This is a genomic window from Aquicoccus sp. SU-CL01552 (assembly GCF_040365005.1).
Classification (GTDB): Bacteria; Pseudomonadota; Alphaproteobacteria; order Rhodobacterales; family Rhodobacteraceae; genus Antarcticimicrobium.
Genome location: NZ_BAABWV010000015.1, coordinates 113076 through 134388, shown reverse-complemented (window position 1 = coordinate 134388; position 21313 = coordinate 113076). Strand labels below are relative to the sequence as shown.

Annotated in this window: 21 protein-coding genes; 19 read left to right on the top strand and 2 right to left on the bottom strand. The window is 59.0% G+C overall.

The window, feature by feature from the left end:
• Window positions 1–172: 172 nt before the first annotated feature.
• The 4 genes from ABWV23_RS17030 (at window position 173) to ABWV23_RS17015 (ending at window position 5273) form a co-directional block, all read left to right on the top strand.
• Window positions 173–1156 (top strand): HlyD family secretion protein, encoded by a 984-nt coding sequence (locus tag ABWV23_RS17030; RefSeq protein ID WP_245918141.1) that lies wholly within the window; start codon window positions 173–175, stop codon window positions 1154–1156.
• Window positions 1153–3879 carry a ribosome-associated ATPase/putative transporter RbbA gene (gene rbbA, locus ABWV23_RS17025; protein ID WP_105234942.1) on the top strand — a complete coding sequence of 909 codons (2727 nt, stop codon included), beginning with the start codon at window positions 1153–1155 and terminating at the stop codon, window positions 3877–3879. The genes ABWV23_RS17030 and rbbA overlap by 4 nt, the downstream gene beginning before the upstream one ends.
• A gap of 70 nt (window positions 3880–3949) precedes the next feature.
• Window positions 3950–5008, top strand: coding sequence for an ABC transporter permease (locus ABWV23_RS17020; RefSeq protein ID WP_502901666.1), 1059 nt, complete (start codon window positions 3950–3952; stop codon window positions 5006–5008).
• 40 nt (window positions 5009–5048) lie between these two features.
• Window positions 5049–5273 (top strand): hypothetical protein, encoded by a 225-nt coding sequence (locus ABWV23_RS17015; protein WP_105234944.1) that lies wholly within the window; start codon window positions 5049–5051, stop codon window positions 5271–5273.
• A 34-nt stretch (window positions 5274–5307) separates the two neighbouring features.
• Here ABWV23_RS17015 and ABWV23_RS17010 read toward each other — a convergent pair whose 3' ends face one another.
• Window positions 5308–6924: an ISL3 family transposase gene (locus tag ABWV23_RS17010; protein WP_442970011.1), complete on the bottom strand. Its 1617-nt coding sequence runs from the start codon at window positions 6922–6924 to the stop codon at window positions 5308–5310.
• A 245-nt stretch (window positions 6925–7169) separates the two neighbouring features.
• A complete protein-coding gene (locus tag ABWV23_RS17005; RefSeq protein WP_009573559.1) occupies window positions 7170–8366 on the bottom strand; it encodes an MFS transporter in 1197 nt (398 codons plus the stop codon).
• Window positions 8367–8453: 87 nt separating this feature from the next.
• Here ABWV23_RS17005 and ABWV23_RS17000 point away from each other — a divergent pair, with 87 nt between their 5' ends.
• From ABWV23_RS17000 to ABWV23_RS16930, 15 genes are all read left to right on the top strand, one after another.
• Window positions 8454–8783 carry an ArsR/SmtB family transcription factor gene (locus ABWV23_RS17000; protein ID WP_009573560.1) on the top strand — a complete coding sequence of 110 codons (330 nt, stop codon included), beginning with the start codon at window positions 8454–8456 and terminating at the stop codon, window positions 8781–8783.
• Window positions 8784–8969: 186 nt separating this feature from the next.
• Complete coding sequence (locus tag ABWV23_RS16995; RefSeq protein WP_207077645.1) at window positions 8970–9557, top strand: TetR/AcrR family transcriptional regulator; 588 nt, start codon at window positions 8970–8972, stop codon at window positions 9555–9557.
• Window positions 9558–9612: 55 nt separating this feature from the next.
• Window positions 9613–10029 (top strand): organic hydroperoxide resistance protein, encoded by a 417-nt coding sequence (locus ABWV23_RS16990; protein ID WP_272009250.1) that lies wholly within the window; start codon window positions 9613–9615, stop codon window positions 10027–10029.
• 4 nt (window positions 10030–10033) lie between these two features.
• A complete protein-coding gene (locus ABWV23_RS16985; RefSeq protein ID WP_272009127.1) occupies window positions 10034–11191 on the top strand; it encodes an iron-containing alcohol dehydrogenase in 1158 nt (385 codons plus the stop codon).
• Between the two features lie 12 nt (window positions 11192–11203).
• A complete protein-coding gene (gene curA / locus ABWV23_RS16980; RefSeq protein ID WP_058241279.1) occupies window positions 11204–12241 on the top strand; it encodes an NADPH-dependent curcumin/dihydrocurcumin reductase in 1038 nt (345 codons plus the stop codon).
• A 9-nt stretch (window positions 12242–12250) separates the two neighbouring features.
• Window positions 12251–12928, top strand: coding sequence for a type 1 glutamine amidotransferase domain-containing protein (locus tag ABWV23_RS16975; protein ID WP_095588253.1), 678 nt, complete (start codon window positions 12251–12253; stop codon window positions 12926–12928).
• 10 nt (window positions 12929–12938) lie between these two features.
• A complete protein-coding gene (locus tag ABWV23_RS16970) occupies window positions 12939–13871 on the top strand; it encodes a glutathione S-transferase family protein (protein WP_272009135.1) in 933 nt (310 codons plus the stop codon).
• Window positions 13868–14431, top strand: a complete 564-nt coding sequence (locus tag ABWV23_RS16965) for a hypothetical protein (RefSeq protein WP_050525844.1) — start codon at window positions 13868–13870, stop codon at window positions 14429–14431. Before ABWV23_RS16970 ends, ABWV23_RS16965 begins: the two co-directional genes overlap by 4 nt.
• Before the next feature lie 16 nt (window positions 14432–14447).
• Window positions 14448–15434 carry an aldo/keto reductase gene (locus ABWV23_RS16960; RefSeq protein WP_272009141.1) on the top strand — a complete coding sequence of 329 codons (987 nt, stop codon included), beginning with the start codon at window positions 14448–14450 and terminating at the stop codon, window positions 15432–15434.
• A gap of 564 nt (window positions 15435–15998) precedes the next feature.
• A complete protein-coding gene (locus ABWV23_RS16955; protein ID WP_272009143.1) occupies window positions 15999–17384 on the top strand; it encodes a TnsB C-terminal domain-containing protein in 1386 nt (461 codons plus the stop codon).
• Between the two features lies 1 nt (window position 17385).
• Window positions 17386–18264, top strand: coding sequence for a TniB family NTP-binding protein (locus ABWV23_RS16950; protein ID WP_353349850.1), 879 nt, complete (start codon window positions 17386–17388; stop codon window positions 18262–18264).
• A complete protein-coding gene (locus ABWV23_RS16945) occupies window positions 18201–19052 on the top strand; it encodes a TniQ family protein (protein WP_272009149.1) in 852 nt (283 codons plus the stop codon). The genes ABWV23_RS16950 and ABWV23_RS16945 overlap by 64 nt, the downstream gene beginning before the upstream one ends.
• Before the next feature lie 95 nt (window positions 19053–19147).
• On the top strand, window positions 19148–20077 hold the full coding sequence (locus ABWV23_RS16940; RefSeq protein ID WP_233128156.1) for a WD40/YVTN/BNR-like repeat-containing protein: 930 nt from the start codon (window positions 19148–19150) through the stop codon (window positions 20075–20077).
• A complete protein-coding gene (locus tag ABWV23_RS16935) occupies window positions 20077–20571 on the top strand; it encodes a DUF411 domain-containing protein (RefSeq protein ID WP_043772565.1) in 495 nt (164 codons plus the stop codon). The genes ABWV23_RS16940 and ABWV23_RS16935 overlap by 1 nt, the downstream gene beginning before the upstream one ends.
• Window positions 20564–21085, top strand: coding sequence for a c-type cytochrome (locus ABWV23_RS16930; protein WP_138919430.1), 522 nt, complete (start codon window positions 20564–20566; stop codon window positions 21083–21085). The genes ABWV23_RS16935 and ABWV23_RS16930 overlap by 8 nt, the downstream gene beginning before the upstream one ends.
• The last annotated feature ends 228 nt before the right edge of the window (window positions 21086–21313 follow it).

Sequence of the window (21313 nt, the reverse complement as noted above, 5' to 3'; positions counted from 1 at the left end):
ACGCTGGATTGTTCGTTTCAAGGTAGGCACGAAACCCTGCCGACGCATCCGACAGTTTGGCATATCGGTCATGTAAATACTGCAATGCAGCATGTGTTTACGCGGCGTTGCAGCAAGACTAAGTTCAGGAAGCCTTGCTGATTTCACGGGTGCCGAGATGAGGAGAAGACCAATGCAATGGAAACGCTATGGCACAGTTGCTGTCATCCTCAGCGTGCTTTTGGGCGGTGCATACATATTCTGGTTGGACAGCCAAACCGCAGAGCTCCCGGTCGGCATCGTCCGCTCGAACGGGCGGATTGAGGCAGAGCGTATCGATGTGGCGGCCAAGCTTCCGGGGCGTATCGCCGAGGTTCGCGTTTCCGAGGGCCAGTGGGTCGAGGCGGGAGATCTGGTGGCGATTATGGACACCGCCGAGATCGACGCCCAGTTGCGCCAGGCCAAGGCCGCCGTCGCCCAGGCAGAGCAGCAGAAACTGCAAACCGAGGCCCTGCTGAACCAACGCCTGTCCGAACAGGAATTCGCACAGGCGGAATTTGCCCGCGCCGAGCAACTTGCGGCAAAGGGTCATGCGCCACAGGAGCTAGTCGATCAAAGAAAATCCGCCCTGACAACCGCAGATGCCGGAGTGGCCGCCGCCCGAGCAGGCATCGACCTTGCAACTGCCACGATTGCGTCGGCCGAGGCAACAGTTGAGCGACTGCAAAGCATCCGGGCCGATGCAGCTCTGGTGGCTCCGCACGATGGGCGAGTTCAATACACCCTCGCCAAAGCCGGGGAAGTCGTCGGCGCCGGCGGCAGGGTCGTGACGCTGACTGATCTGACCGACATCTACATGACGATCTTTCTTCCCGCGCGCGACGCTGGCCTGCTGGCCATCGGGGCTGAGGCGCGGATTGTCCTTGACCCAATTCCCGACTACGTGATCCCGGCCCAGGCTACTTTTGTCGCCAGCACCGCCCAGTTCACCCCGAAATCGGTGGAAACCGCCGATGAACGCGACCAGTTGATGTTCCGAGTGAAGCTGACTATCCCGGCGGAGTTGTTGGAAGAATACCAGGAACAGGCGAAGGCGGGCGTGGCGGGTGTCGGCTATGTGCGCGTCGACGATACCGTCGATTGGCCCGATGCCCTTCAGGTGAAGTTGCCGCAATGACACCCCCGCCGGTCGCCAGCCTGTCATCTGTGACGCACCGCTATGGCGAAACTTCGGCCCTGTCCGACGTCACGCTGGATATCCCGGCGGGCTGCATGGCGGGGCTGATCGGCCCGGACGGGGTTGGGAAATCCACCTTGCTGGCGTTGATCGCCGGCGTGCGCAAACTGCAAACCGGCGGCGCGACCGTGCTGGGCGGCGACATCACCGCGCGTGACCATCTCAGGGCTTGTAACCATCGCATCGCCTACATGCCGCAGGGTCTGGGCCGGAACCTTTACCCGACGCTTTCGGTCTATGAAAACCTGGATTTTTTCGGCAGACTCTTTGGCCAGTCGGAAGCCGAACGCCGCACCCGCATCACCAATTTGTTGGCTGCCACCGGGCTTGACCCATTCCCGGACCGGCCCGCAGGCAAGCTGTCCGGCGGGATGAAGCAGAAACTCTCGCTCTGCTCGGCCCTGATCCATGATCCAGACCTGGTGATCCTTGACGAACCGACCACCGGCGTCGATCCGCTGTCGCGCCAGCAGTTCTGGGATCTGATCGACCATATCCGCGAAGAACGCCCGGCGATGAGCGTGATCGTGGCCACCGCATATATGGAAGAGGCGGAGCGCTTTGACTGGCTTGCAGCAATGAATGCGGGAGAGGTGATCTCGACGGGATTGCCGACCGAGATCCGAAACGCTGCCGGGCAACCGACACTGGAAAAGGCCTTCATCGCTATGCTGCCCGAGGCGGACCGGCAGGGCCACCGCATAGTCGAAGTACCGCCGCGCCAACCTGTCAGCGGCCCACCTGCCATCGAGGCGAAAGGCCTGACCTGCCACTTCGGCGATTTCACCGCGGTCGATCACGTCGAATTCCAGATCGAGCCGGGTGAGATCTTCGGATTCCTCGGCTCCAACGGCTGCGGCAAGACCACCACCATGAAGATGCTGACCGGACTACAGAAGGCCAGCGAAGGCAAGGCGCTTCTGTTCGGTGAGGCGCTGAATCCGGACGACATGGCGACCCGGCAGCGGGTCGGCTACATGTCGCAGGCCTTTTCGCTCTATGGTGAATTGACCGTCCGCCAGAACCTTGAGCTTCATGCACGGCTCTACCAGTTGCCGATCGAGACCCGCGCAGAGCGGGTCGCACAGATGCTGCATGATTTCGATCTGGCCGAGGACGCGGACAAACGGCCGGACGGCCTGCCGCTGGGCATCCGTCAGCGCCTTCAGCTTGCCGTCGCGGTGATCCACGCGCCGGAGGTTTTGATCTTGGACGAACCTACCTCGGGCGTCGATCCGGTCGCGCGGGACGGGTTTTGGCAGCATCTGATCAAACTGTCGCGCGACGAGGGCGTGACAATTTTCGTCTCGACCCATTTCATGAACGAGGCGGAGCGATGCGATCGCATCTCATTGATGCATGCGGGAAAGGTCTTGGCGATCGGTACGCCTGCGGAACTGGCCCGCAGCAAAGGCACCGATGACCTCGAAGAAGCATTTGTGGGATATCTGCGCGAAGCGGCAGGCGATGCTGGCGGCACCGCATCCCAGAGACCAGCAACCAAGTTGCCGGAAAGGCAGCAAAAACCAGATCGCCTCTTCGACATTGCCCGGCTTTGGGCCTTCGCGCGCCGCGAGTCGATCGAGATTTTGCGTGATCCGATGCGCCTTGCCTTCGCATTTTTGGGCCCGGTCATCCTGATGCTCACTTTCGGCTACGGGATATCATTCGACGTGCAAGACCTGCCCTTTGCGGTTTTCGATCGTGATCAGAGCGCCGAAAGCCGGGAACTGATGGAGAGCTTCTCCGGCTCACCCTACTTCGCTGAAAGGCCGGCAGCGGCCAGTGTGATCGAGCTTGATGCCCGCATGAAAACCTCCGAATTTGTTGTCGCGGTCGAGGTGCCGCCAGGGTTCGGAAAATCCCTGCTGCGCGGTGACCAACCCGAAGTCCGCGTTGCCGTTGACGGTGCCATGCCGTTCCGGGCGGAAACGACGCGCGGTTATCTGCAAGGGCTCGCAGCATCCTACATGTCCGATCAGATCGAGCGGCTTTATGGCCATGCCTTCGATCCGTCCGCAGCCTCTGTTGAAACCCGGTTTCGCTACAATCAAGCGTTCAAGAGCGTCTTCGCGATGATCCCTTCGGTCATCATGCTGATGCTGGTTTTGATCCCGGCGATGATGGCGGCGATGGGGGTCGTGCGGGAAAAGGAAACCGGTTCGATCGCCAATTTCCGCTCGACGCCGGTGACGCGAACCGAGTTCATTCTGGGCAAACAGCTGCCGTATGTCGTGATTGCCATGCTCAGCTTTGCCTCGCTGATCATCGTCTCCTATGGCGTCTTCGGCGTAGTGGTCAAAGGCTCTGTCCTGGCGCTCCTTGTCGGCACATTGCTTTACGTGCTGGCGACAACGGGCTTTGGTGTGCTGGTCTCGACATTTACGCGCACGCAAGTAGCGGCAACCTTTGCCGCCGCCGTTATCTCGATCATTCCGGCCGTCAATTTCTCGGGCCTACTGGTGCCGGTGTCCTCGCTTTCGGGCGGCGGCCGGTTGATCGGGCTGGCCTTCCCATCGTCCTGGTATCAGCAGATCAGCGTCGGCACCTTCACCAAAGGCCTCGGATTGCCGGAGCTCTGGCTCAACCACGCCGCTCTGGCGGGCTTTGTGGCGTTGTTCATCGCGGTGTCAGTCCTTGCCTTGAACAAGCAGGAGGCATGACATGTGGCAATGGCTTACCAATGTCTTTCGGCTTGGCCTCAAGGAACTCAACAGCCTACGCGCCGATCCCGTGCTGATTCTGCTGATCGTCTATGTGTTCAGCTTCGCCGTCTATTCGGTGGCGACCGGCGCCAAGCTTGAGGTCTCGAACGCCTCCGTCGCCTATGTGGACCAGGACCGTTCGGCACTGACGGGGCGCATTTTGGGCGCGATCCTACCACCCGAATTCAATCCGCCACAGGAGATCTCGGCCGACGAGATCGAAAGCGTGATGAACAGCGGCAAGTTCGTGTTTGTCCTTTCCTTTCCGCCCAGTTTCGAGGCTGACGTTCTGAACGGCCTCAAGCCTCAGGTGCAGCTTAACGTCGATGCCACCGCAATGGCGCAGGCCGGTAACGGTTCGGTGTTCCTTCAGCAGATTATCCGCGCCGAAGTCGTCAAGTTCGTTTCCGGCGACGACACCGCAACGACACTGCCGATCGACCTGGTCGTCAGGACAAAGTTCAATCCGAACCTGAATTCCGTCTGGTTTTCATCCGTGATGCAGATCATCAACAACATCACCATCCTGTCCGTGCTTTTGACCGGCGCCGCGCTGATCCGCGAGCGCGAACACGGCACGATCGAACATTTGCTGGTGATGCCGGTCACCCCGTCCGAGATCATGGTCGCCAAGATATGGGCCAATGGCCTTGCGATCGTTGTCGCTGCCATCCTGTCGCTCTGGATCGTCGTGCAGACCGTGCTGGAGGTTCCGATCGCGGGGTCGATCCCGCTCTTCGTATCCGGGGCGGTGCTTTATCTTGCCTCGGTCACGGGGCTCGGTATCCTGCTGGCCACCTTCACCACGTCGATGCCGCAATTCGGTCTGTTGTCGCTCCCGGTTCTCGTGATCATGAATCTCCTGTCCGGCAGCACGACGCCGATGGAGAGCATGCCGGTCTGGCTTCAGAACGTCATGCAGTTGTCACCGTCGACACATTTCGTGGCGTTTTCGCAAGCCATTCTCTATCGCGGAGCGGGACTGGACATCGTTTGGCCCGACATGGCGGTCATGGTCGCGCTCGGCGCCGTCTTCTTCTTCATCGCACTCAAGCGTTTCAGGGTGACCATGGCCACAGTTCACTAAATCCACCTGACTGATCCGGAGAACAAGGTCCGGAACTCCAATGGGCGCTCCGAGCGAAGGCGGATTTCGAAAATTTCAAAACGGCAACCAACCAGAGAAAGGTAAAGCCATGAAAACACTAACACAGATCACGCTGGTAGCTTTGGCACTTGCAGTCGCCGGATGCACCGAACCCGGGCACTACTCTGTCAGTGGTGAAGAATGCGGCCCGAATGATCCGGTTCTTGAACTGGATGCGAATGACTGCGGTGTACCGGGCATATAGGCAGATGTCGCGTGGCCCTTAATTCGGCTCTGCCTCACTTTGTGTGGTCAAACGGTAGCATTCTTGCCCGCAACAATTCTGGGCCGGCCCGACCGTACATGGCGCGTTTGAGGGTTTTCAGGCGGTTGATCTGACCTTCCGCCTGGCCGTTGCTCCAAGGCATCTCAATCGCGTTTTTGACCGCATCGAAGTCCCGGTTCAATGTGCGGGCAAAGCGCACGATCGGCACCAACTCGGTTTCGATTGCGTCGTCGATCCATGCAGGGAGCGGGCCTGCGTCGCGCCCACGCATGATACCGTTGAACCGCATGGCGAGGCTGCGCATCGATACGAAGGCGGGAGAGCGGGTCTTGAGAGCATCGACTTTACGCGCCTGATCCGAGGTGAGCTTGCCGCGCGGTTTGATGCACAGCGCGGCCGCGATGACCGGGGAGATCGCGTGCCCCGTTTCCGGGTCCCGAACCGGCTCCAGGATCTTGTGTTCTACCTTGGGATCGCTCGCTTGCTGTTCGGCTCTGCGCCAACCCGCCAGCAGCCGCTGCAAATGCGACTGGCTCCCCTCGTAACCACGCTCTTGGATCAGACTGAAAAGGGCGCTGCCAGTTCGAATGCCCTCCTTCCAGCTTTGGCTCAGGAACTCTTCAAAATACCATGGCGAACTCGGCTTCAAAGCGGCCCGCCTGCGGTCCGGTGGTGTTTCGAACTGCAGCCATTTCGCGATGCTGCGACGCGGAAACCCTGTTCGCCGCCCGATCTCGCTGCAGGAAAGTCCCTGATTTCGGAGCGCATGGATGGTGGTGAAAATCTCTTCCCGGGACGTCCTGTGCGCAAGGCGGGACTTCAGAAGGCTTCCGGCTGCGGTGATGTTGTCGGCGTCGGACAGCAGCGCCCTGCCGGTGGCACGGCCGTGAAGGTTCATCTGCTCCTCGATGGCCTGCCGCAGGTTATGCACGATATGGAACCGGTCGGCGACCTGCTTTGCCTGCGGTGCCCCTTGCCGGGCAGCCTTGGCGTAGAGACCGCACCGATCTCTGCTGATCACTTCCACCTCGGGGTGTCGCTTTAGCCAGTTGGTGCAGGTGACGACATCTCGATCCTCGAGGATGTCGATGACCACGCGACGCTCCAGATCCACGATGATCGTGCCGTAGGTTTGCGATTTCCGCCAGCTCCAATCGTCGATCCCGATGATTGTCGGCGCCTCGGTGGTGCCTTGAGCACACCTTTTCAGCTGCCTGAGCACCGTGTCATCGCTGACCCCAAGGCCCAAACGATGCAACAACCGCTCCGCAGGCCGTCCGCCTATCGCATGCCCAAGATGGCCGACAATCTCCCCTACACGCGAAGTACGACGTGCAAATGGACGCGCAATCGAGCTGATCTGGTCCGAGAAAGTCCGGCGCGGGCAAGCAGGCGCCAAACATCGCCAACGGCAAACTGCGAGATCAACCGTTACCGCGTCTCCATGCGCGGGATAATCCTGCAGCCACCGACGCCGCCAGCCATGACGTCGGCGTGAATGCAATCCACAGTCTGGGCAAATGCCGTTGGGTGCCAAGACGCCAGATACAATCCACCCGCCGGATTCACTTCGTTCAACGCTTTGAACTGCAACATCGCTGCCCGGCGACCAGTGCTTCTTCGAACTCACAACTATCCCTCCTGAATTTTCCAGTTTCAGGATAGTTGCGCCACACAAAGTGAGGCAGAGCCCGATAAGTTGATAAGGAGCCGGTTCGCGGACTTCATCAGGGCCAGCGGCATAAGGGCCGCGAAAACAGGCCGGACAAATGACCGCTACGCAAAAAGATCACGAACACAAAAGAAAACTCTTGCAAAACAGGGGCTGTCCACAAATGGCAATCCCGGCCAATGTGTTGAGTCTAGGTTGGGTCCTTAGTCGGTCCGACCGAATTTGCGCATCAGTCCTGCGAGCGCGGCCAGCGAAGCGATCAAACTGCCGTAACTGATTACAACGACTTTGAGCCCTAACAATGGCACCAAAAGCCCGGCTATCACGACCGGCAAACCGAATGCCAGGTAGCTGATACAGAATAGCGCTGCGAAAGTTTCTCCTCTGACATCCTCGGGCACCAGCGGAATAATCGAGCGGATGAAGCCATAAAAGCAGGTGCCAAAACCCGCCCCCACAACGGCGAGCGCACTAAGGTAGAGCACTAAGTTTTCGTATTGAATTCCAAACAAGGTGGCGAGGGTTCCCATTGCGAGCGCTGCGGTGCCGAACAAAATGACCTCACGAGCAGAGTAGTTGCGCGCAATAAAACAAGCCAGCGCACCAACCCCAGCCAGCAGTGCGACCACGAACCCTTGGACGATCACATTTTGAATACCAAAAACCTGTGAGATGATGAGCGCGCCAAGCGACAGATACAGCCCCCCTGTGGCCCAGCCCGCGAATAGCGCCGGAGCGCCACGCCAGAAGGTGCCCCTGACTTCGATCGGGAGGCCAACGCGAGGCTTCAGCGCCTGCAACAAGCCTTCATGCCGTGGCGATGTTTCGGGCAAGCCCCATGTGGCCAGCGCCAGCACCAGGCTGGCCACGGCAATCCCGGTGAATATATCAAATTTTGGCTCGGTAAGGTACTCCATCGCGAAGCCGGATATCAAGGCCCCCAGGGCCAGCCCGACGAGGGGGATGACTGAATTACAGATCGCCGCGATGCCCTTGAATTCAGGGGGTTCAAGATCCGTAATCGCAGCCGACAGCGTAGACAACAGAAGGCCGCATGCTACGCCCTGTACTACTCGAGCCAATAACAACGCAGACACAGAACCTGACAATTCGAATCCGGCGGCGGAAACAGCGAGAAGCACGAACCCCATCGACAGAACAGGGCGTCGCCCGACATGATCCGAGATTGATCCGGCCACTAACAGTGTCGCAAGAAGGGCAATTGCGTAGATTGCGAATATCTCCGACACGACCAAAGACGAAAAACCAAGTTGCTGCTGCAAGAGCGGATAAAAAGGGGACGGCGCGCTCGCGCTCGCCATCATCAGAGCGCTTCCGGTAAGCACGATTGCGAAACCAGCGCGCTCTCTAGCCTTGGGTGACATCACAATCGTGGTCATTTTGGAATGCAGTCCTTCAGGAGGGTTCGAAGTTTATCGAACCTTTCTCTAGTTTCTTTCTGCGGAAGGTTCAAGTATATTCGAACCATGAGTATCTTACCCGACACTGCCAGCCCCGATCTTGCGCACCCGCAGGAACAGGAGCTGCAACTGACGCAGGTCTTGTTCGCACTCAGCGATCCGGGCCGGTTGGACATCGTGCGTCAGCTCCGCGACGGCCCGGTCGAAATGGCAAACTGCAATTTAATGGACCCGGAAGTGGCGAAATCCACCAAGTCGCACCTGTTCAAAGTGTTGCGCGAAGCAGGTGTGATCCGGAATATCCCCAAGGGGCGAGGTCGCCTGCTTTCACTGCGAAGAGATGCGCTTGACCGTCGCTTTCCTGGTTTGCTGGAAGCAGTGCTGAACGCAAACTAAGGGCGTGCCGCATCGATTTGCGTATGCATTGCTTGTTTTTCTGGGCTGGATGTCAAAGCTGCTAACTGGTGTGCATGCTGGCTAGCGCCTTTCCCGCTCCGTTTCACAGCGCCGCTCACAGCCCTGTGATTAGAAAAAGCTACGCCACCCATAGACGACCGGTCTAATGAGACTATATCTGGGATCATGGAACAGAAAAACGACACCCGCTCACAGATATTGACCACAGGACGCCGCCTGACAGCCAAGCAGGGCTACACAGGTGTCGGCCTGAGTGCGCTCTTGAAAGAGGCCGGCGTTCCGAAGGGGTCGTTCTATCACTATTTCGCCTCCAAGGAAGCTTATGGCTGTGCGCTGCTGAATGATTTTATGACGGAGTATGGCACACGCCTGAACGCGTCGCTTGCGCATCCGGACATGGATGCACGGTCTCGGTTTCTGACCTATTTCGAAGAGTGGCGGAAAAAACAGATCAGCCCCAACCTCGAAGACCGGTGCTTGGTCGTCAAACTGTCCGCAGAGGTTGCTGACCTCTCGGAGAACATGAGCAATATCTTGCAGAAAAGTGTGTCCGAAATCGTCGCGCGCCTGACGGAGACCCTTGAACAGGGAACGGACGATGGCACGATCGCCGCGCTTGAAGACCCCCGCTCCACGGCAGAAATGATCTACCACATGTGGCTTGGAGCCAGCCTCGTCGCGAGCCTCTCGCACAGTGAAGCCCCGCTCAATTCCGCTATGAATGCCACAAAGGTGCTCGTTCCAGGACCATAACCCCAAAAATTTTGACACATCGATAGACGACCAGTCTATTCGCGAAAGGAAGCTCATGAAAATCTTCTACAAAACCACCGCAACGGCAACAGGGGGCCGCTCGGGAACCGCCGCCCTCAACGATGGCAGCTTTTCAGTCCAGATGGTTCGCCCGGACAGTGGCGAGGCGGGGGTGAACCCCGAGCAGTTGTTCGCGCTTGGCTATGCGGCCTGTTTTGATAGCGCGATGGAAATGACCGCAAAACAACTCAAGCTTGATGCCAAAGCGGCATCAACGTCGGTTGAGGTGGGCATCGGCCAACGCGCCGAGGGCGGATACGGACTTGATCTCGACATTACCGCACATCTGCCGGGCATGACCCGCGAGGATGGTGAAAGACTTGTCGAAGCGACGCACCAGGTCTGCCCATACTCCAACGCCACACGCGGAAACGTTGACGTGCGCCTGCACATTGAAACTGAAGGAAACTGAGCCCATGAACAATTTTGACTTTCGCAATCCGACACATATCATATTTGGCAAGGGCCGTATTGCGGATCTAAAGGATCAGGTTCCGGCTGAGGCAAAGGTGCTGATCCTCTATGGTGGAGGCAGCGCGGAGAAAACAGGCGTCCTTGGTCAGGTGCGTGCGGCACTTGCGGGCCGGACCTTGGTCGAATTTGGCGGCATTGAGCCCAATCCGCGCTTCGCCACTGCGCTGAAAGCTGTCGAGGTGATTGGCCAAGAAGGGATCACCTTCCTGTTGGCTGTCGGCGGTGGTTCCGTTATTGACGCCACCAAATTTATCGCGGCGGCGGCCAAATATGATGGCGACGCCTGGGACATCCTGACATCTCGCGGGTCGGTCATCACGCAAGCGCTGCCCTTTGGCACCGTGTTGACCTTGCCCGCCACCGGTTCGGAGATGAACTCTGGCGCTGTGATCACCAATCCCGAGAAGGGCGCTAAGCTTCCGTTTGGTAGCCCACATTGCTACCCGGTTTTCTCGGTGCTGGACCCCGAGGTCACTTACACGCTGCCGCCCCGTCAAATCGCGAACGGCGTGGCCGACGCGTTTGTTCACATCATCGAACAATATCTGACCTATCCATCCGCCGCGCGCGTTCAGGACGGTTTTGCCGAAACCCTGCTACGCACCCTGATCGAGCTTGGGCCCAAAGCCCTTGAAACGCCGGAGGACTATGACGTTCGCGCCAACCTGATGTGGACAGCAACGCTGGCCCTGAATGGCCTGATCGGCGCAGGTGTCCCGCAGGACTGGGCAAGCCATATGATCGGACATGAGATTACCGCGCTCAATGACACCGACCACGCCCGCACACTGGCTGTCGTGTTGCCGTCACTGATGAACGACCAACGTGGCCCCAAACGCGAGAAACTGCTGCAATATGCTGCCAATGTTTGGGACATCCGCGAGGGATCTGATGATGCGCGGATTGATGCCGTGATCGAGGCAACACGCGGGTTCTTTGAACAGATGGGCATCAAAACCCGACTCGGCGATTACGCAATTGCTGCACCTGAAATTGATCTTATCGTCGCCGCCTTGAAGGATCACGGCATGACCGCCCTTGGCGAACAAAATGCCATCACCCCCGAAGATGCCCGCCGCATTCTTGAAACAGCCTTGTAGGAGATGATGACCATGGCACAGACTGAAACAGTAAACCGCCAGCTTGTGTTGGCGGAACGCCCCAAAGGCGAACCGACCAAGGACACGCTTCGCTTGGTCGAAGGGGACGTCCCCTCCCCCGGTGCTGGGCAGATGCTTCTGCGCACCGAATATCTGTCGCTGGACCCTTATATGCGGGGGCGCATGAGCGATGCGCCATCTTACGCCGCGCCGGTGGAAATTGATGGCGTGATGGAGGGCGGCACAGTGGCTCAGGTCGTCACCTCAAAGGTTGATGGCTTTGCGCCGGGCGACTGGGTGCTCAGCTTCAATGGCTGGCAGGATTACGCGCTGTCGGATGGCACGCGGATCACGAATCTGGGCACCTCGCCTGCACACCCGTCTTGGGCGCTCGGTATCATGGGTATGCCCGGATTTACCGCTTGGGCGGGTCTGACGCAAATTGGCGCGCCAAAGCCGGGCGAAACCATCGCCGTGGCGGCCGCAACCGGCCCTGTCGGGGCCACTGTGGGCCAGATCGGCAAGATCCTTGGCTGCCGCGTGGTCGGCATCGCGGGCGGGCCAGAGAAATGCGCCTATGCGGTCAATGAGTTGGGTTTTGATGCCTGTATCGATCACAAGGCAGATGACTTTGCCGAACAGCTTGCAAAGGCCAGTCCCGATGGCATCGATGTCTATTTCGAAAATGTCGGCGGCAAGGTCCTCGACGGGGTCATCCCGCTGTTGAATCCAAACTCACGGGTGCCGGTCTGCGGATTGATCTCTCAGTATAATGCGACTGACTTGCCCAAAGGACCGGACCGGATGAATTGGCTTATGGGTCAAATCCTGCGCAAGAAGATCAAGGTGCAGGGCTTCATCATCTTTGACGACTTCGGCCACCTCTACCCGGATTTTGCCAAAGACATGGGGGCGTGGATCGAAAGCGGCCAAATCAAGTACCGCGAAGAGATCATCGACGGTTTGGAAAATGCGCTCGAAGCCTTCATTGGCCTGCTGAATGGCGAAAACTTTGGCAAGCGCGTGATCCGCGTCGGCCAGAAAAAATAGGAAAATAACATGAAAATTCTGATGGTACTGACATCCCACGACACACTCGGGGACACAGGCAAGAAAACCGGCTTCTGGCTGGAGGAGTTTGCGGCCCCCTATTACGTCTTCAAGGACGCCGGAGCAGACATTATACTGGCCTCGCCCAAAGGGGGACAGCCGCCGATTGATCCGTCCAGCGACAGCGCTGACGCACAGACCGACGACACCCGTCGGTTCAAAGACGATCCAGAGACGCAAAAGCATCTTGCGACGACGCTGAAGCTTTCGGATGTAACCGAAGACGGGTTCGACGCCATCTTCTATCCGGGCGGCCACGGCCCTTTGTGGGATCTGGCCGAAAGCGCGGACAGCAAACGCCTGATCGAGGCCTTCGCCGCCGCCGACTTGCCTGTCGGCGCAGTTTGCCACGCCCCCGCCGTGTTCCGCCACACCCAAGGCGCGGACGGCAAACCGCTGGTGTCTGGCCGCCGGGTGACGGGTTTTACCAACACCGAAGAAGAGGCCGTCGGCCTTACCGATGTTGTGCCGTTCTTGGTGGAAGACATGCTGAAAGCCAATGGTGGCCAGTATGAAAAAGGGGCGGATTGGGCCAGCTTCGTGCTGTGTGACGGAAAACTCGTCACCGGCCAGAACCCCGCCTCATCCGCCACCGCCGCGCAAGAGATCCTCGGGCTGCTGAAGTAGGAGAAAAACGATGGTCGACCTGATCCTGCACCACTATGAAGCCTCTCCCTATTCCGAAAAAATCAGAACTTTGATGGGCTTCAAGGGGCTGTCATGGTCATCGGTCATCGTGCCTCCTATTGCGCCAAAGGCTGATCTGCTGGCCTTGACGGGTGGCTACAGGCGGGCCCCAGTGCTTCAGATCGGGGCGGATATCTACTGTGATTCCGCCCTGATCGCCGCCGAGCTTGACCAGCGGTTTCCGGCGCGCGCCCTTGCCCCGAACACTGTGGGCACAGCAACCCCGTTGCTCGACAATTGGGCGGACCGCATTTTGTTCTGGCAAGTGGTTCGTTACAGCATGGGTCTGTGCGCTGATGCCGTTCCCCCAGCCCTGATCCATGACCGCGAGGCGTTTTGGGATCACAAGATTGATCTGGACGGCCTGAAAGTGGATGTCGGCTATCATCGCGGCCAAATTACAACAGGGCTTGGTTGGCTTGAGAACCTGCTGGGTAGCGCCGATTTCTTTGCCGGGGACACGCCCGCGCTGACTGATCTGGCACTCTATCATGTGGTTTGGTTTTTTGCCAAAGCTGACACAGCCGCCAGCGGCAGCGGTCTATCGCTGTTCCCGGCATTGTCGGCATGGATGGCGCGCATTGCGGAGTTCGGTCACGGCACACGAACCGAATTGGCGCCTGCTGAAGCGATCAACATCGCGCTTTCGGCGCCCCCCGCCCCCCTTCCAGAAACGGGAGCTGCACATCCCGCGATAGGCGCGCCGGTACAGGTTCTGGTCGATGAATTCGGCACGGAAGTCATCGACGGTACGCTGGCCCATATCGACGACACCCGCATCATTCTGCATCGGGACACGCCACAGGTGGGAACGGTTGCCGTGCATTTCCCGCGACACGGCTATCCGCTTCGTACAACTCTAATCCAAGGGAAAGACACATGAAAATACTAAGTCTGTGTGGTCGATTTAACGCCATACTGGTGACCGCTGCGGCCTTGCTTGCCGCATCATTCATTGCTCTCCCAATCCAGGCCGAAATCTCAGCCCAAGCCAATATTGAGATTGAGGCCACCTCGGATATGTTTGGCTGCATTTATGATTTCCCCAAAGTGCGCAACACCTTCCTGTTCCATTCCGACCCAGAAAAGCTCAAGGAAGCCATCCGTATTTTTACCGACCGCGTGCCTGATATCGAATACCCGGTCGGCACGGTGATGCAGCTTGTCCCGTTTGAAGCGATGATCAAACACTCGAGCGCAGACTACCCGGACAGCAATGGCTGGGAATTTCTTGCCCTCGACGTGACGGCGGAGAGCACGACGATTACCAGCCGGGGCGATCACGCGGTCAACTTTGAGGGGCGTGAGTGCCTGAGCTGCCACGCTGCTGGCTTTGAGTACGATTTCGTTTGCGAGAAAGAGCACGGCTGCGAGCCACTGTCTATCGACGACGAAGAGATTGCTGCTTTTCAGGCCGCTGATCCTCGTTGCACACAACCCTAATTCAAGGAGAAAACACATGAAAACGCGTAATCTGGGTGGCGGACTGGGATCCGTATCAGCCATTGGGCTTGGCTGCATGGGCATGTCCGAATTCTACGGCCCGACCAACCGCGATCAATCCTATGAAACGCTGGACCGTGCGCTTGAATTGGGTGTCACGTTCTACGATACCGCCGATACCTACGGTATCGGCGCGAATGAAACCTTGTTGTCGGATTTCGTCCGGCAAAACCGGGACAACGTCACGCTGGCGACCAAGTTCGCAATCATCCGATCCGACGATCCGGCCGTACGACACATCGACAGCAGCCCGGCCTACATGAAACAGGCGGTCGAGGCGTCGCTGAAACGTCTGGGGATTGATCAGATCGACCTCTATTACGCGCATCGCCTTGATGGGGTGACCCCGATCGAGGACACGGTCGGAGCGATGGCCGATCTTATCAAAGAAGGTAAGATCAGGGGGATCGGGTTAAGCGAAATCTCCGCACAAACTTTGCGTCGGGCAAATGCGGTGCACCCGGTTGCGGCGGTTCAGACAGAGTATTCGCTGTGGTCGCGAGACCCAGAGGCAGAGATGCTGGCCACGTGCGCCGAATTGGGTACGGCTTTTGTACCCTACAGCCCGCTTGGGCGCGGCTTTCTGACCGGCAAGGTCACCACACTAAGCGACCTGGCTGATGATGATTTCCGGCACACCCAGCCGCGCTTTGCCGATGGAAATCTGGATCAGAATCTGAACTTGCTGGAGCAATACCGTGCCATCGCCGACAGCGCCGGATGCTCGCCTGCGCAACTGGCGCTCGCATGGGTCTTGGCCCAAGGCGATCATATTGTTCCGATCCCGGGCACCAAACGGCGCACCTATCTTGAAGACAATATTGGGGCCGCCGATGTCACACTAACCGAGGACATTCTCACCCGCCTCGACACCTTGTTCCCACGCGGCGCTGCCGCTGGCGACCGTTACACGGAACAAGGGATGCAGATGACCAATCTGTAGATCGGAAACCCTGCATTGCAAGCTCGATTGGCGGCGCAGCGCCTTTAACCTAAGCCCTGCGCCGCCGCCACAAATTCGCCCCCAAAACGACCGGATCAGGCGTTGGCCACATCCGACACGCCCAAAGCAACCGGCCCACCCCTTTGTCCCAAATTCACTCTCCTGCCAGTGTCGCGTAGCCCTTAATTGCGAGACGGAAAATTAAACAAAATCAATGGCCAAGCGTTGCCCTTAAATGTGATATTTTGCCTTTAAATCCGAGATTTTTGCCGCTAAAGGTGAGACGGGGCTCACAGGGCTGGTCGATCAGTGGCGAAGCAATACGATAGTGAAGAAGCTGAGGTTATCGGCGCAGAGGATCAGCGTCGAGCAATGGTCCTGCGCCCATTGGTTCAGGTCTATCTCTCTGGGACCGGCAGCTTGGAAAGCGGGATCCGTGATGCAGTCTGGGAACTCGGGGTAAGCCGTGCGACGGTCTGGCGGTGGATCCGGCGGCTTGCCGAAGGGGGCGGTCGGACCAGTGCGATTGTTCCTCGGAAACGTGGCCGACCGTCAGGAACCGTGATGGTGTCTGACGAGGTTGAAGCGATCATCGAAGATCACCTCACGCGATACTACTTGCGGCGAGAGCGTTCCAGCTTGGCGCGGGTTGTGAGCGAAATCCGCAATGCTTGCGGTGAGCGAGGGTTTCAGCGGCCCACGCGTCGGACAGTTCAGCGGCGACTTGATGCAATTGATGCGCGCGAAGTCATCAAAGCGCGCGAGGGTGCGAAGGCTGCGCGGCAGCGCTTCGCGCCGGTGACGGGAAAGAACAAGGCAGAACTGCCGCTGGACGTCGTGCAGATCGATCACACGCCGGCAGATATTATCCTCGTCGACAGTTTCGAGCGCAAACCGATCGGCCGACCTTGGGTGACATTGGCAATCGATGTGGCCAGCCGCATGGTGACGGGCTACCATGTGAGCTTCGAGGCACCGTCTCGTTTGTCAGTGGCCTTGTGCCTTACGCGGGCCGTTGCTCCCAAGGCAGAACTGCTGACCGACCTTGATTGCGCCGTTCCGTGGCCTGCGCAGGGCAAGCCGCACAGCATTCACGTCGACAATGGTCGCGATTTCCGGTCGCAGGCCTTTCAGTCGGCATGTGCTGAATGGGGGATCAATCTGGTCTACCGACCGCCGGGAAGTCCGCACTTTGGTGGGCATGTCGAGCGGCTGATCGGGACCATGATGGGTGCGGTGCATCTCCTGCCGGGAACAACGCAGTCGTCGGTCGCGGCCAAGGGCGGCTATGATGCGGAAGCCATGGCGGCGATGACCTTAGGCGAGTTCGATCGATGGTTTGCCTTGGAAATCTGCCGCTACAACAACAGCATTCATTCGAGCCTCGGCTGCACGCCTGTCGCCAAATGGGAAGCGCTTGCCGGGGAATTGTCCGGCGACATCCCCTTTGACATGGAGGCATTTCGGGTGAGTTTCCTGCCAAGTGAGCAGCGGCAGGTTCGGCGGGACGGTATCCATCTGTTCGACCTGCGCTACTGGTCAGACGCTCTGGCTGGCTATATCGGTCGCCGGGACGGAAAGGTGGTTGTCCGCTACGATCCCCGCGACCTCTCGGCCGTCTGGGTCGAACTGGATGGCGGCAGATGCGTCGAGGCCCGGTACCGAAATCTGGAAATTCCACCAGTGTCGCTCTGGGAATACCGCGAAGCCATGCAAAAAGCACGGGCCATGGGAAAGGTGGGCACGAATGAGTTGGTGCTCGCCGAACTGATCCGGCAGCAACGCCAGATCGAAGGCGAAAGCCGACTTCTGACCAAAGCAGAACGCCGTTCCCGTGAAAGGAAATCCGCACTGAACGGCGCGGCTGTCGATGATCAAGCATCCGAGGGGCTGCGACCGGTCGACACGAGTGATACATCGCGCCCCATGTTCAAGGTGGAGCGCTGGTGAATTGAGGGCAGAAACAGAAGAAGACGGACGCATCGCCCTCATTCAATCGGACATCTGGATCGGCTTTCCGCGCGCGGAACAAGTGCTGGCCCGGTTACAGGGGCTCATTGAAATGCCAAGGCAAACCCGCATGCCTGGCCTTCTGGTGCACGGAGCCTCAGGCATCGGCAAGACGATGATCGCTCGCAACCTGTCGCGCCGCTACGCGCCGGAATACGATCCGGAGTCTGGCATTACCCACACTCCGTTGCTTCTGCTGCAGGCGCCGCCCGCCCCGGACGAGCGGCGTTTCTATCTCCACATCCTTGCGGCCCTCGGCGCCCCTTCGTCGACGCTGAGCCTGAAGGCCCAGAGTGTTGCATCGTTGGAAGTCCGGGTCGTGGGCCTTCTGCGCGACCTCGGGCTGCGGATGATCATGATCGACGAAGTTCACAACCTTCTGGCGGGCACACACCGGGAACAGCGCAGGTTCCTCAATGTTCTAAGGTACCTCAGCAACGAACTGGAAGCATCACTGGTCTGCTTCGGTGTCAGTGAAGCAGTCGATGCCATTCGAGGTGATGTCCAACTGGCCCGGCGGCTCGATGAACATCACCTGCCGAACTGGCGCGATGATGCCGAGTTCTCGGACATGATCCAGACCTTGATCGCAGCGATGCCGCTTGCGAAAAAGTCCAACCTGAAAGTCCGGTCGCTCAAGCAGATATTGGCACTGACCGGCGGCGTGACTTCGCGCATCTTTGCCTTGGTCAAGGACCTGTCCATCGACGCGATCGTCACCGGCGAGGAGTGCATCACCGATGAATCCATCGCCAAATGGACACCGGTCTGGTCACGCCACGCGAACGCCCAACGACGGCTCGAGAAGTCGGGGGTGTGACGTGTCGCCCACTACCGAAGACGGTTGCGCCGTTACCGGATGAGTTGCTTTCGGGTTGGTTGTCGCGACTGGCTGCTTCCAATCACTGTGAGGTTTCGGAACTTCTGACACATCTTGAAATCGACGCGCGGCACGTTGCGGCCCTCGACTATGATATCGATGTAGTGGCTGTGGATAGGATTTCCATTGCGGGGCGCATAGATCCTGTGTGCGTGCCATCCATGACCTTTGCGGCGATATCGGAAGCAGATATGCGGTTGATCGCGCAGGTGCCGTTCCAGGCTTGTCCGGCCTGCGCTGTTTGCGGCCTTTCGCTCAAACACTGGCGAATGGCATGGGCGTTCGATTGCCAACTTTGCGGTACTCGGCTTCTTCCGCTGCACGTCGGACAGAAGGGCGAAGCAGTTTCAAAGAGGCTTGTTGATCGAGCCCGGAAAGGGGCAGGGGTATTGGAACGCGCCGCTGTGTCCGGTGGTGCGCGTCAACTTCGCCGAACCTTGCGGGCGGTCACTTTCGCAATGGGGTTGCAAGCCCTTCGCGGAGATCCGGCCTTCGCGCTACAAAGCCCCAGACCGAACGTAAGGCTCTTCTGCCTCGCCGCCATTGCTGCCGCCCAATCACGTCCTCTGGCAAAGGCCGCATTGTTCAGCATGGGCGTCGACGACTATGCGCGGGTTGCCTTGCTCCGCACCTACGACAAGGAGCACCGCCTACTTGCAACCATCGACAAGATAGCACAGCAAATGCGGAAACGTACCAACCTGCCAGACCTTGCGTCTCGCATTTAACGGCAAGAAATGTCGGCAAACGCGCCGCGTCTCGGATTTAACGGCAACGCGACAATGGGCGTGATCCGCGTCGCATGAGCAGAGGAGCAAGCAGATTGAAATCGATTGAGATTGGATGTCGGCCAAACCGGCGCAAGGTTCTTGCTGCCGTCCTCGGTAGCGGCTTAGCCACGGTGTTGCCAAGGCTTGTGCAGGCTGCAGTCGATGGTGATCCAGCGGCTCTGGCCTTTGATGGTGATACCATCCTGCTGGCAGATCGAGGGTTGTTCGTCAGTGACGATGCCGGCCAGACTTGGACCGCGGCAGAGACACTGGGGAACGTGCTGTCGCTGGCGACCCATCGCGACCGGCCCGGCCGTGTGGTTGCGGGGTTGGCCGAGGGCGGTGTCAGCATTTCCGAAGACGGGGGCGCTTCGTGGCGTATCTTTGAAGCTAGGCTGCCTGACGGAGAAATCACTGCCGTTGCTATCGCCTCGCGGAACCCGGACATGATCTATGCCTCGCTTCGCGGCGACGGGTTGTGGAAGAGCGAAGACGCCGGTGCAACCTGGTCGCTCGCCATGGACCGCCCCTGGCTCGACGACGCAGAGCGGGAACTTCTTTCTCTGGCTTCGGTCGAGCTTGAGACCGGCATGGGCGGGATCTGGATCTATGCGGGCACCGAGGTTGGCCTAACGCGGGTGCCCGATTGCTTTTGTCGCTGGCAGGACGTGCAGCCAGGCAATGCGATGGACGCATTGGTTGCGGGTGAAGCCCCACCGTCCGAAGCGCCATTGCCAGGAGGTGAACCGATCCTGTCGCTGGCCAGTGCCCCCTCGGCGCCGGAAGTGATGTATGCCGCGCTGCGTTCGGGCCTCTGGGCATCGCAGGACGGCGGAGTCATCTGGCAAAAGCGGGCGAGCAAAGCTGCGACCGCTGTTGCGGTTCATCCAAGAGACGAGACCTACATCGCTGCCCTGTTGGGCGGCATCTTGAAAATCAGCCGTGACGGCGGCGCAACCTGGATCGAAACAGGAGAACGATGATGGAGAAAATGATGCAGAGAAGAAACGCGCTTGGTCTGATTGGCAGCGGCATTGTCGGAATGGTGGGCCTGACCACATCGGCCTGGGCGCAAGCGACCGGCGATGTGGCGCCCGGTCTGGCGGGCAGCGAAAGGCAGATCACCATCTGGCGCGATCCGGGCTGCGGCTGCTGTGATGCCTATGGGGATTATCTCGAAGAACACGGCTTTACCGTAACGCGTGTGGATGACCGCGACTTCGACAAACGCTCGGTCGAAGTCGGTGTGCCCGCCCAGGGCATCGGCTGCCACTTGGCCGAGATCGACGGCTACTATGTCAGCGGTCTCGTCCCCGTCGACATCATCGAGCGGCTGCTGGAAACCCGTCCGGCGATAACGGGTATCACCTTGCCGGGAATGCCCGCGAACGCACCGGGCATGGCTGCGGTCAAGTCAGGCACGCTCAGGACCTACGCCTTTGGCCCGGAAGGAATCTCAATCTATGCCGATGAATAAGGGGCCGAAAGATCGATCGGCGAAGTGTACGGTCAGGCGGTCAGTGCACCTCGCTGCCCTAGTGTCCGCGCTCGCGACCACCGGCGTTGTGGTGCTGGCCCAATCGGAACCGGTTGACCCGCGTGTCGAGGGACTGACGTTTTTGGGAGAGCCCGTGCTTGCATCCCAGGTCATGGCAGGGCAACAGCTTTATGCGGACAACTGCGCCAGTTGCCATGGTGCCAGCCTCGAGGGTCAGCCCGATTGGCGTCGCCGTCTTGACACAGGAAGAATGCCGGCCCCGCCGCATGATGACTCAGGCCACACTTGGCACCATTCAGACCGCATGCTTTTTCAGATCACTAAAGGCGGGGTCGGGGCCGTCGTGCCGGGATACGAGAGCGACATGCCGGCCTTCGGAGAGGATCTGACAGACGCAGAGATCGCGGCTATCCTCGTCTACATCAAGAGCACCTGGCCTGAGCGACAACGTGAGTTCCAAGCCGAAGTTTCGGCCAATGACACGGGCGGGTGAAGATCGACAGGGTGTCAGGATAGTATCTTTCGACCAAAACCGATCCACCGGGGGACCAATTCGGCAAATCTGTCCTACTCCGCCCCCTGACTCCCGCTTTACCACGCTAATTCGGACCTGACCTGGTTGGCCGTTAACCCGCCCGCAAGGCAAGCATGTGCTACCAGGGTCGCGTGCATGCGTTCACGAAAATTTGCCCTTGAACCTCTAGCCACTAGAAGTCCTATC

Bases quoted from the DNA above. Each gene is read 5' to 3' on its own strand.
- ABWV23_RS16930 (WP_138919430.1), top strand. From the start codon at position 20,564: ATGAATAAGGGGCCGAAAGATCGATCGGCGAAGTGTACGGTCAGGCGG.
- ABWV23_RS16975 (WP_095588253.1), top strand. From the start codon at position 12,251: ATGAAAATTCTGATGGTACTGACATCCCACGACACACTCGGGGACACA.
- ABWV23_RS17015 (WP_105234944.1), top strand. From the start codon at position 5,049: ATGGGCGCTCCGAGCGAAGGCGGATTTCGAAAATTTCAAAACGGCAAC.
- ABWV23_RS16990 (WP_272009250.1), top strand. From the start codon at position 9,613: ATGAAAATCTTCTACAAAACCACCGCAACGGCAACAGGGGGCCGCTCG.
- ABWV23_RS16995 (WP_207077645.1), top strand. From the start codon at position 8,970: ATGGAACAGAAAAACGACACCCGCTCACAGATATTGACCACAGGACGC.
- ABWV23_RS16970 (WP_272009135.1), top strand. From the start codon at position 12,939: ATGGTCGACCTGATCCTGCACCACTATGAAGCCTCTCCCTATTCCGAA.
- ABWV23_RS16935 (WP_043772565.1), top strand. From the start codon at position 20,077: ATGGAGAAAATGATGCAGAGAAGAAACGCGCTTGGTCTGATTGGCAGC.
- curA (WP_058241279.1), top strand. From the start codon at position 11,204: ATGGCACAGACTGAAACAGTAAACCGCCAGCTTGTGTTGGCGGAACGC.
- ABWV23_RS17005 (WP_009573559.1), bottom strand. From the start codon at position 8,366: ATGACCACGATTGTGATGTCACCCAAGGCTAGAGAGCGCGCTGGTTTC.
- ABWV23_RS16965 (WP_050525844.1), top strand. From the start codon at position 13,868: ATGAAAATACTAAGTCTGTGTGGTCGATTTAACGCCATACTGGTGACC.
- ABWV23_RS16955 (WP_272009143.1), top strand. From the start codon at position 15,999: ATGGTGTCTGACGAGGTTGAAGCGATCATCGAAGATCACCTCACGCGA.
- rbbA (WP_105234942.1), top strand. From the start codon at position 1,153: ATGACACCCCCGCCGGTCGCCAGCCTGTCATCTGTGACGCACCGCTAT.
- ABWV23_RS16960 (WP_272009141.1), top strand. From the start codon at position 14,448: ATGAAAACGCGTAATCTGGGTGGCGGACTGGGATCCGTATCAGCCATT.
- ABWV23_RS17000 (WP_009573560.1), top strand. From the start codon at position 8,454: ATGAGTATCTTACCCGACACTGCCAGCCCCGATCTTGCGCACCCGCAG.
- ABWV23_RS16945 (WP_272009149.1), top strand. From the start codon at position 18,201: ATGGACACCGGTCTGGTCACGCCACGCGAACGCCCAACGACGGCTCGA.
- ABWV23_RS16985 (WP_272009127.1), top strand. From the start codon at position 10,034: ATGAACAATTTTGACTTTCGCAATCCGACACATATCATATTTGGCAAG.
- ABWV23_RS17030 (WP_245918141.1), top strand. From the start codon at position 173: ATGCAATGGAAACGCTATGGCACAGTTGCTGTCATCCTCAGCGTGCTT.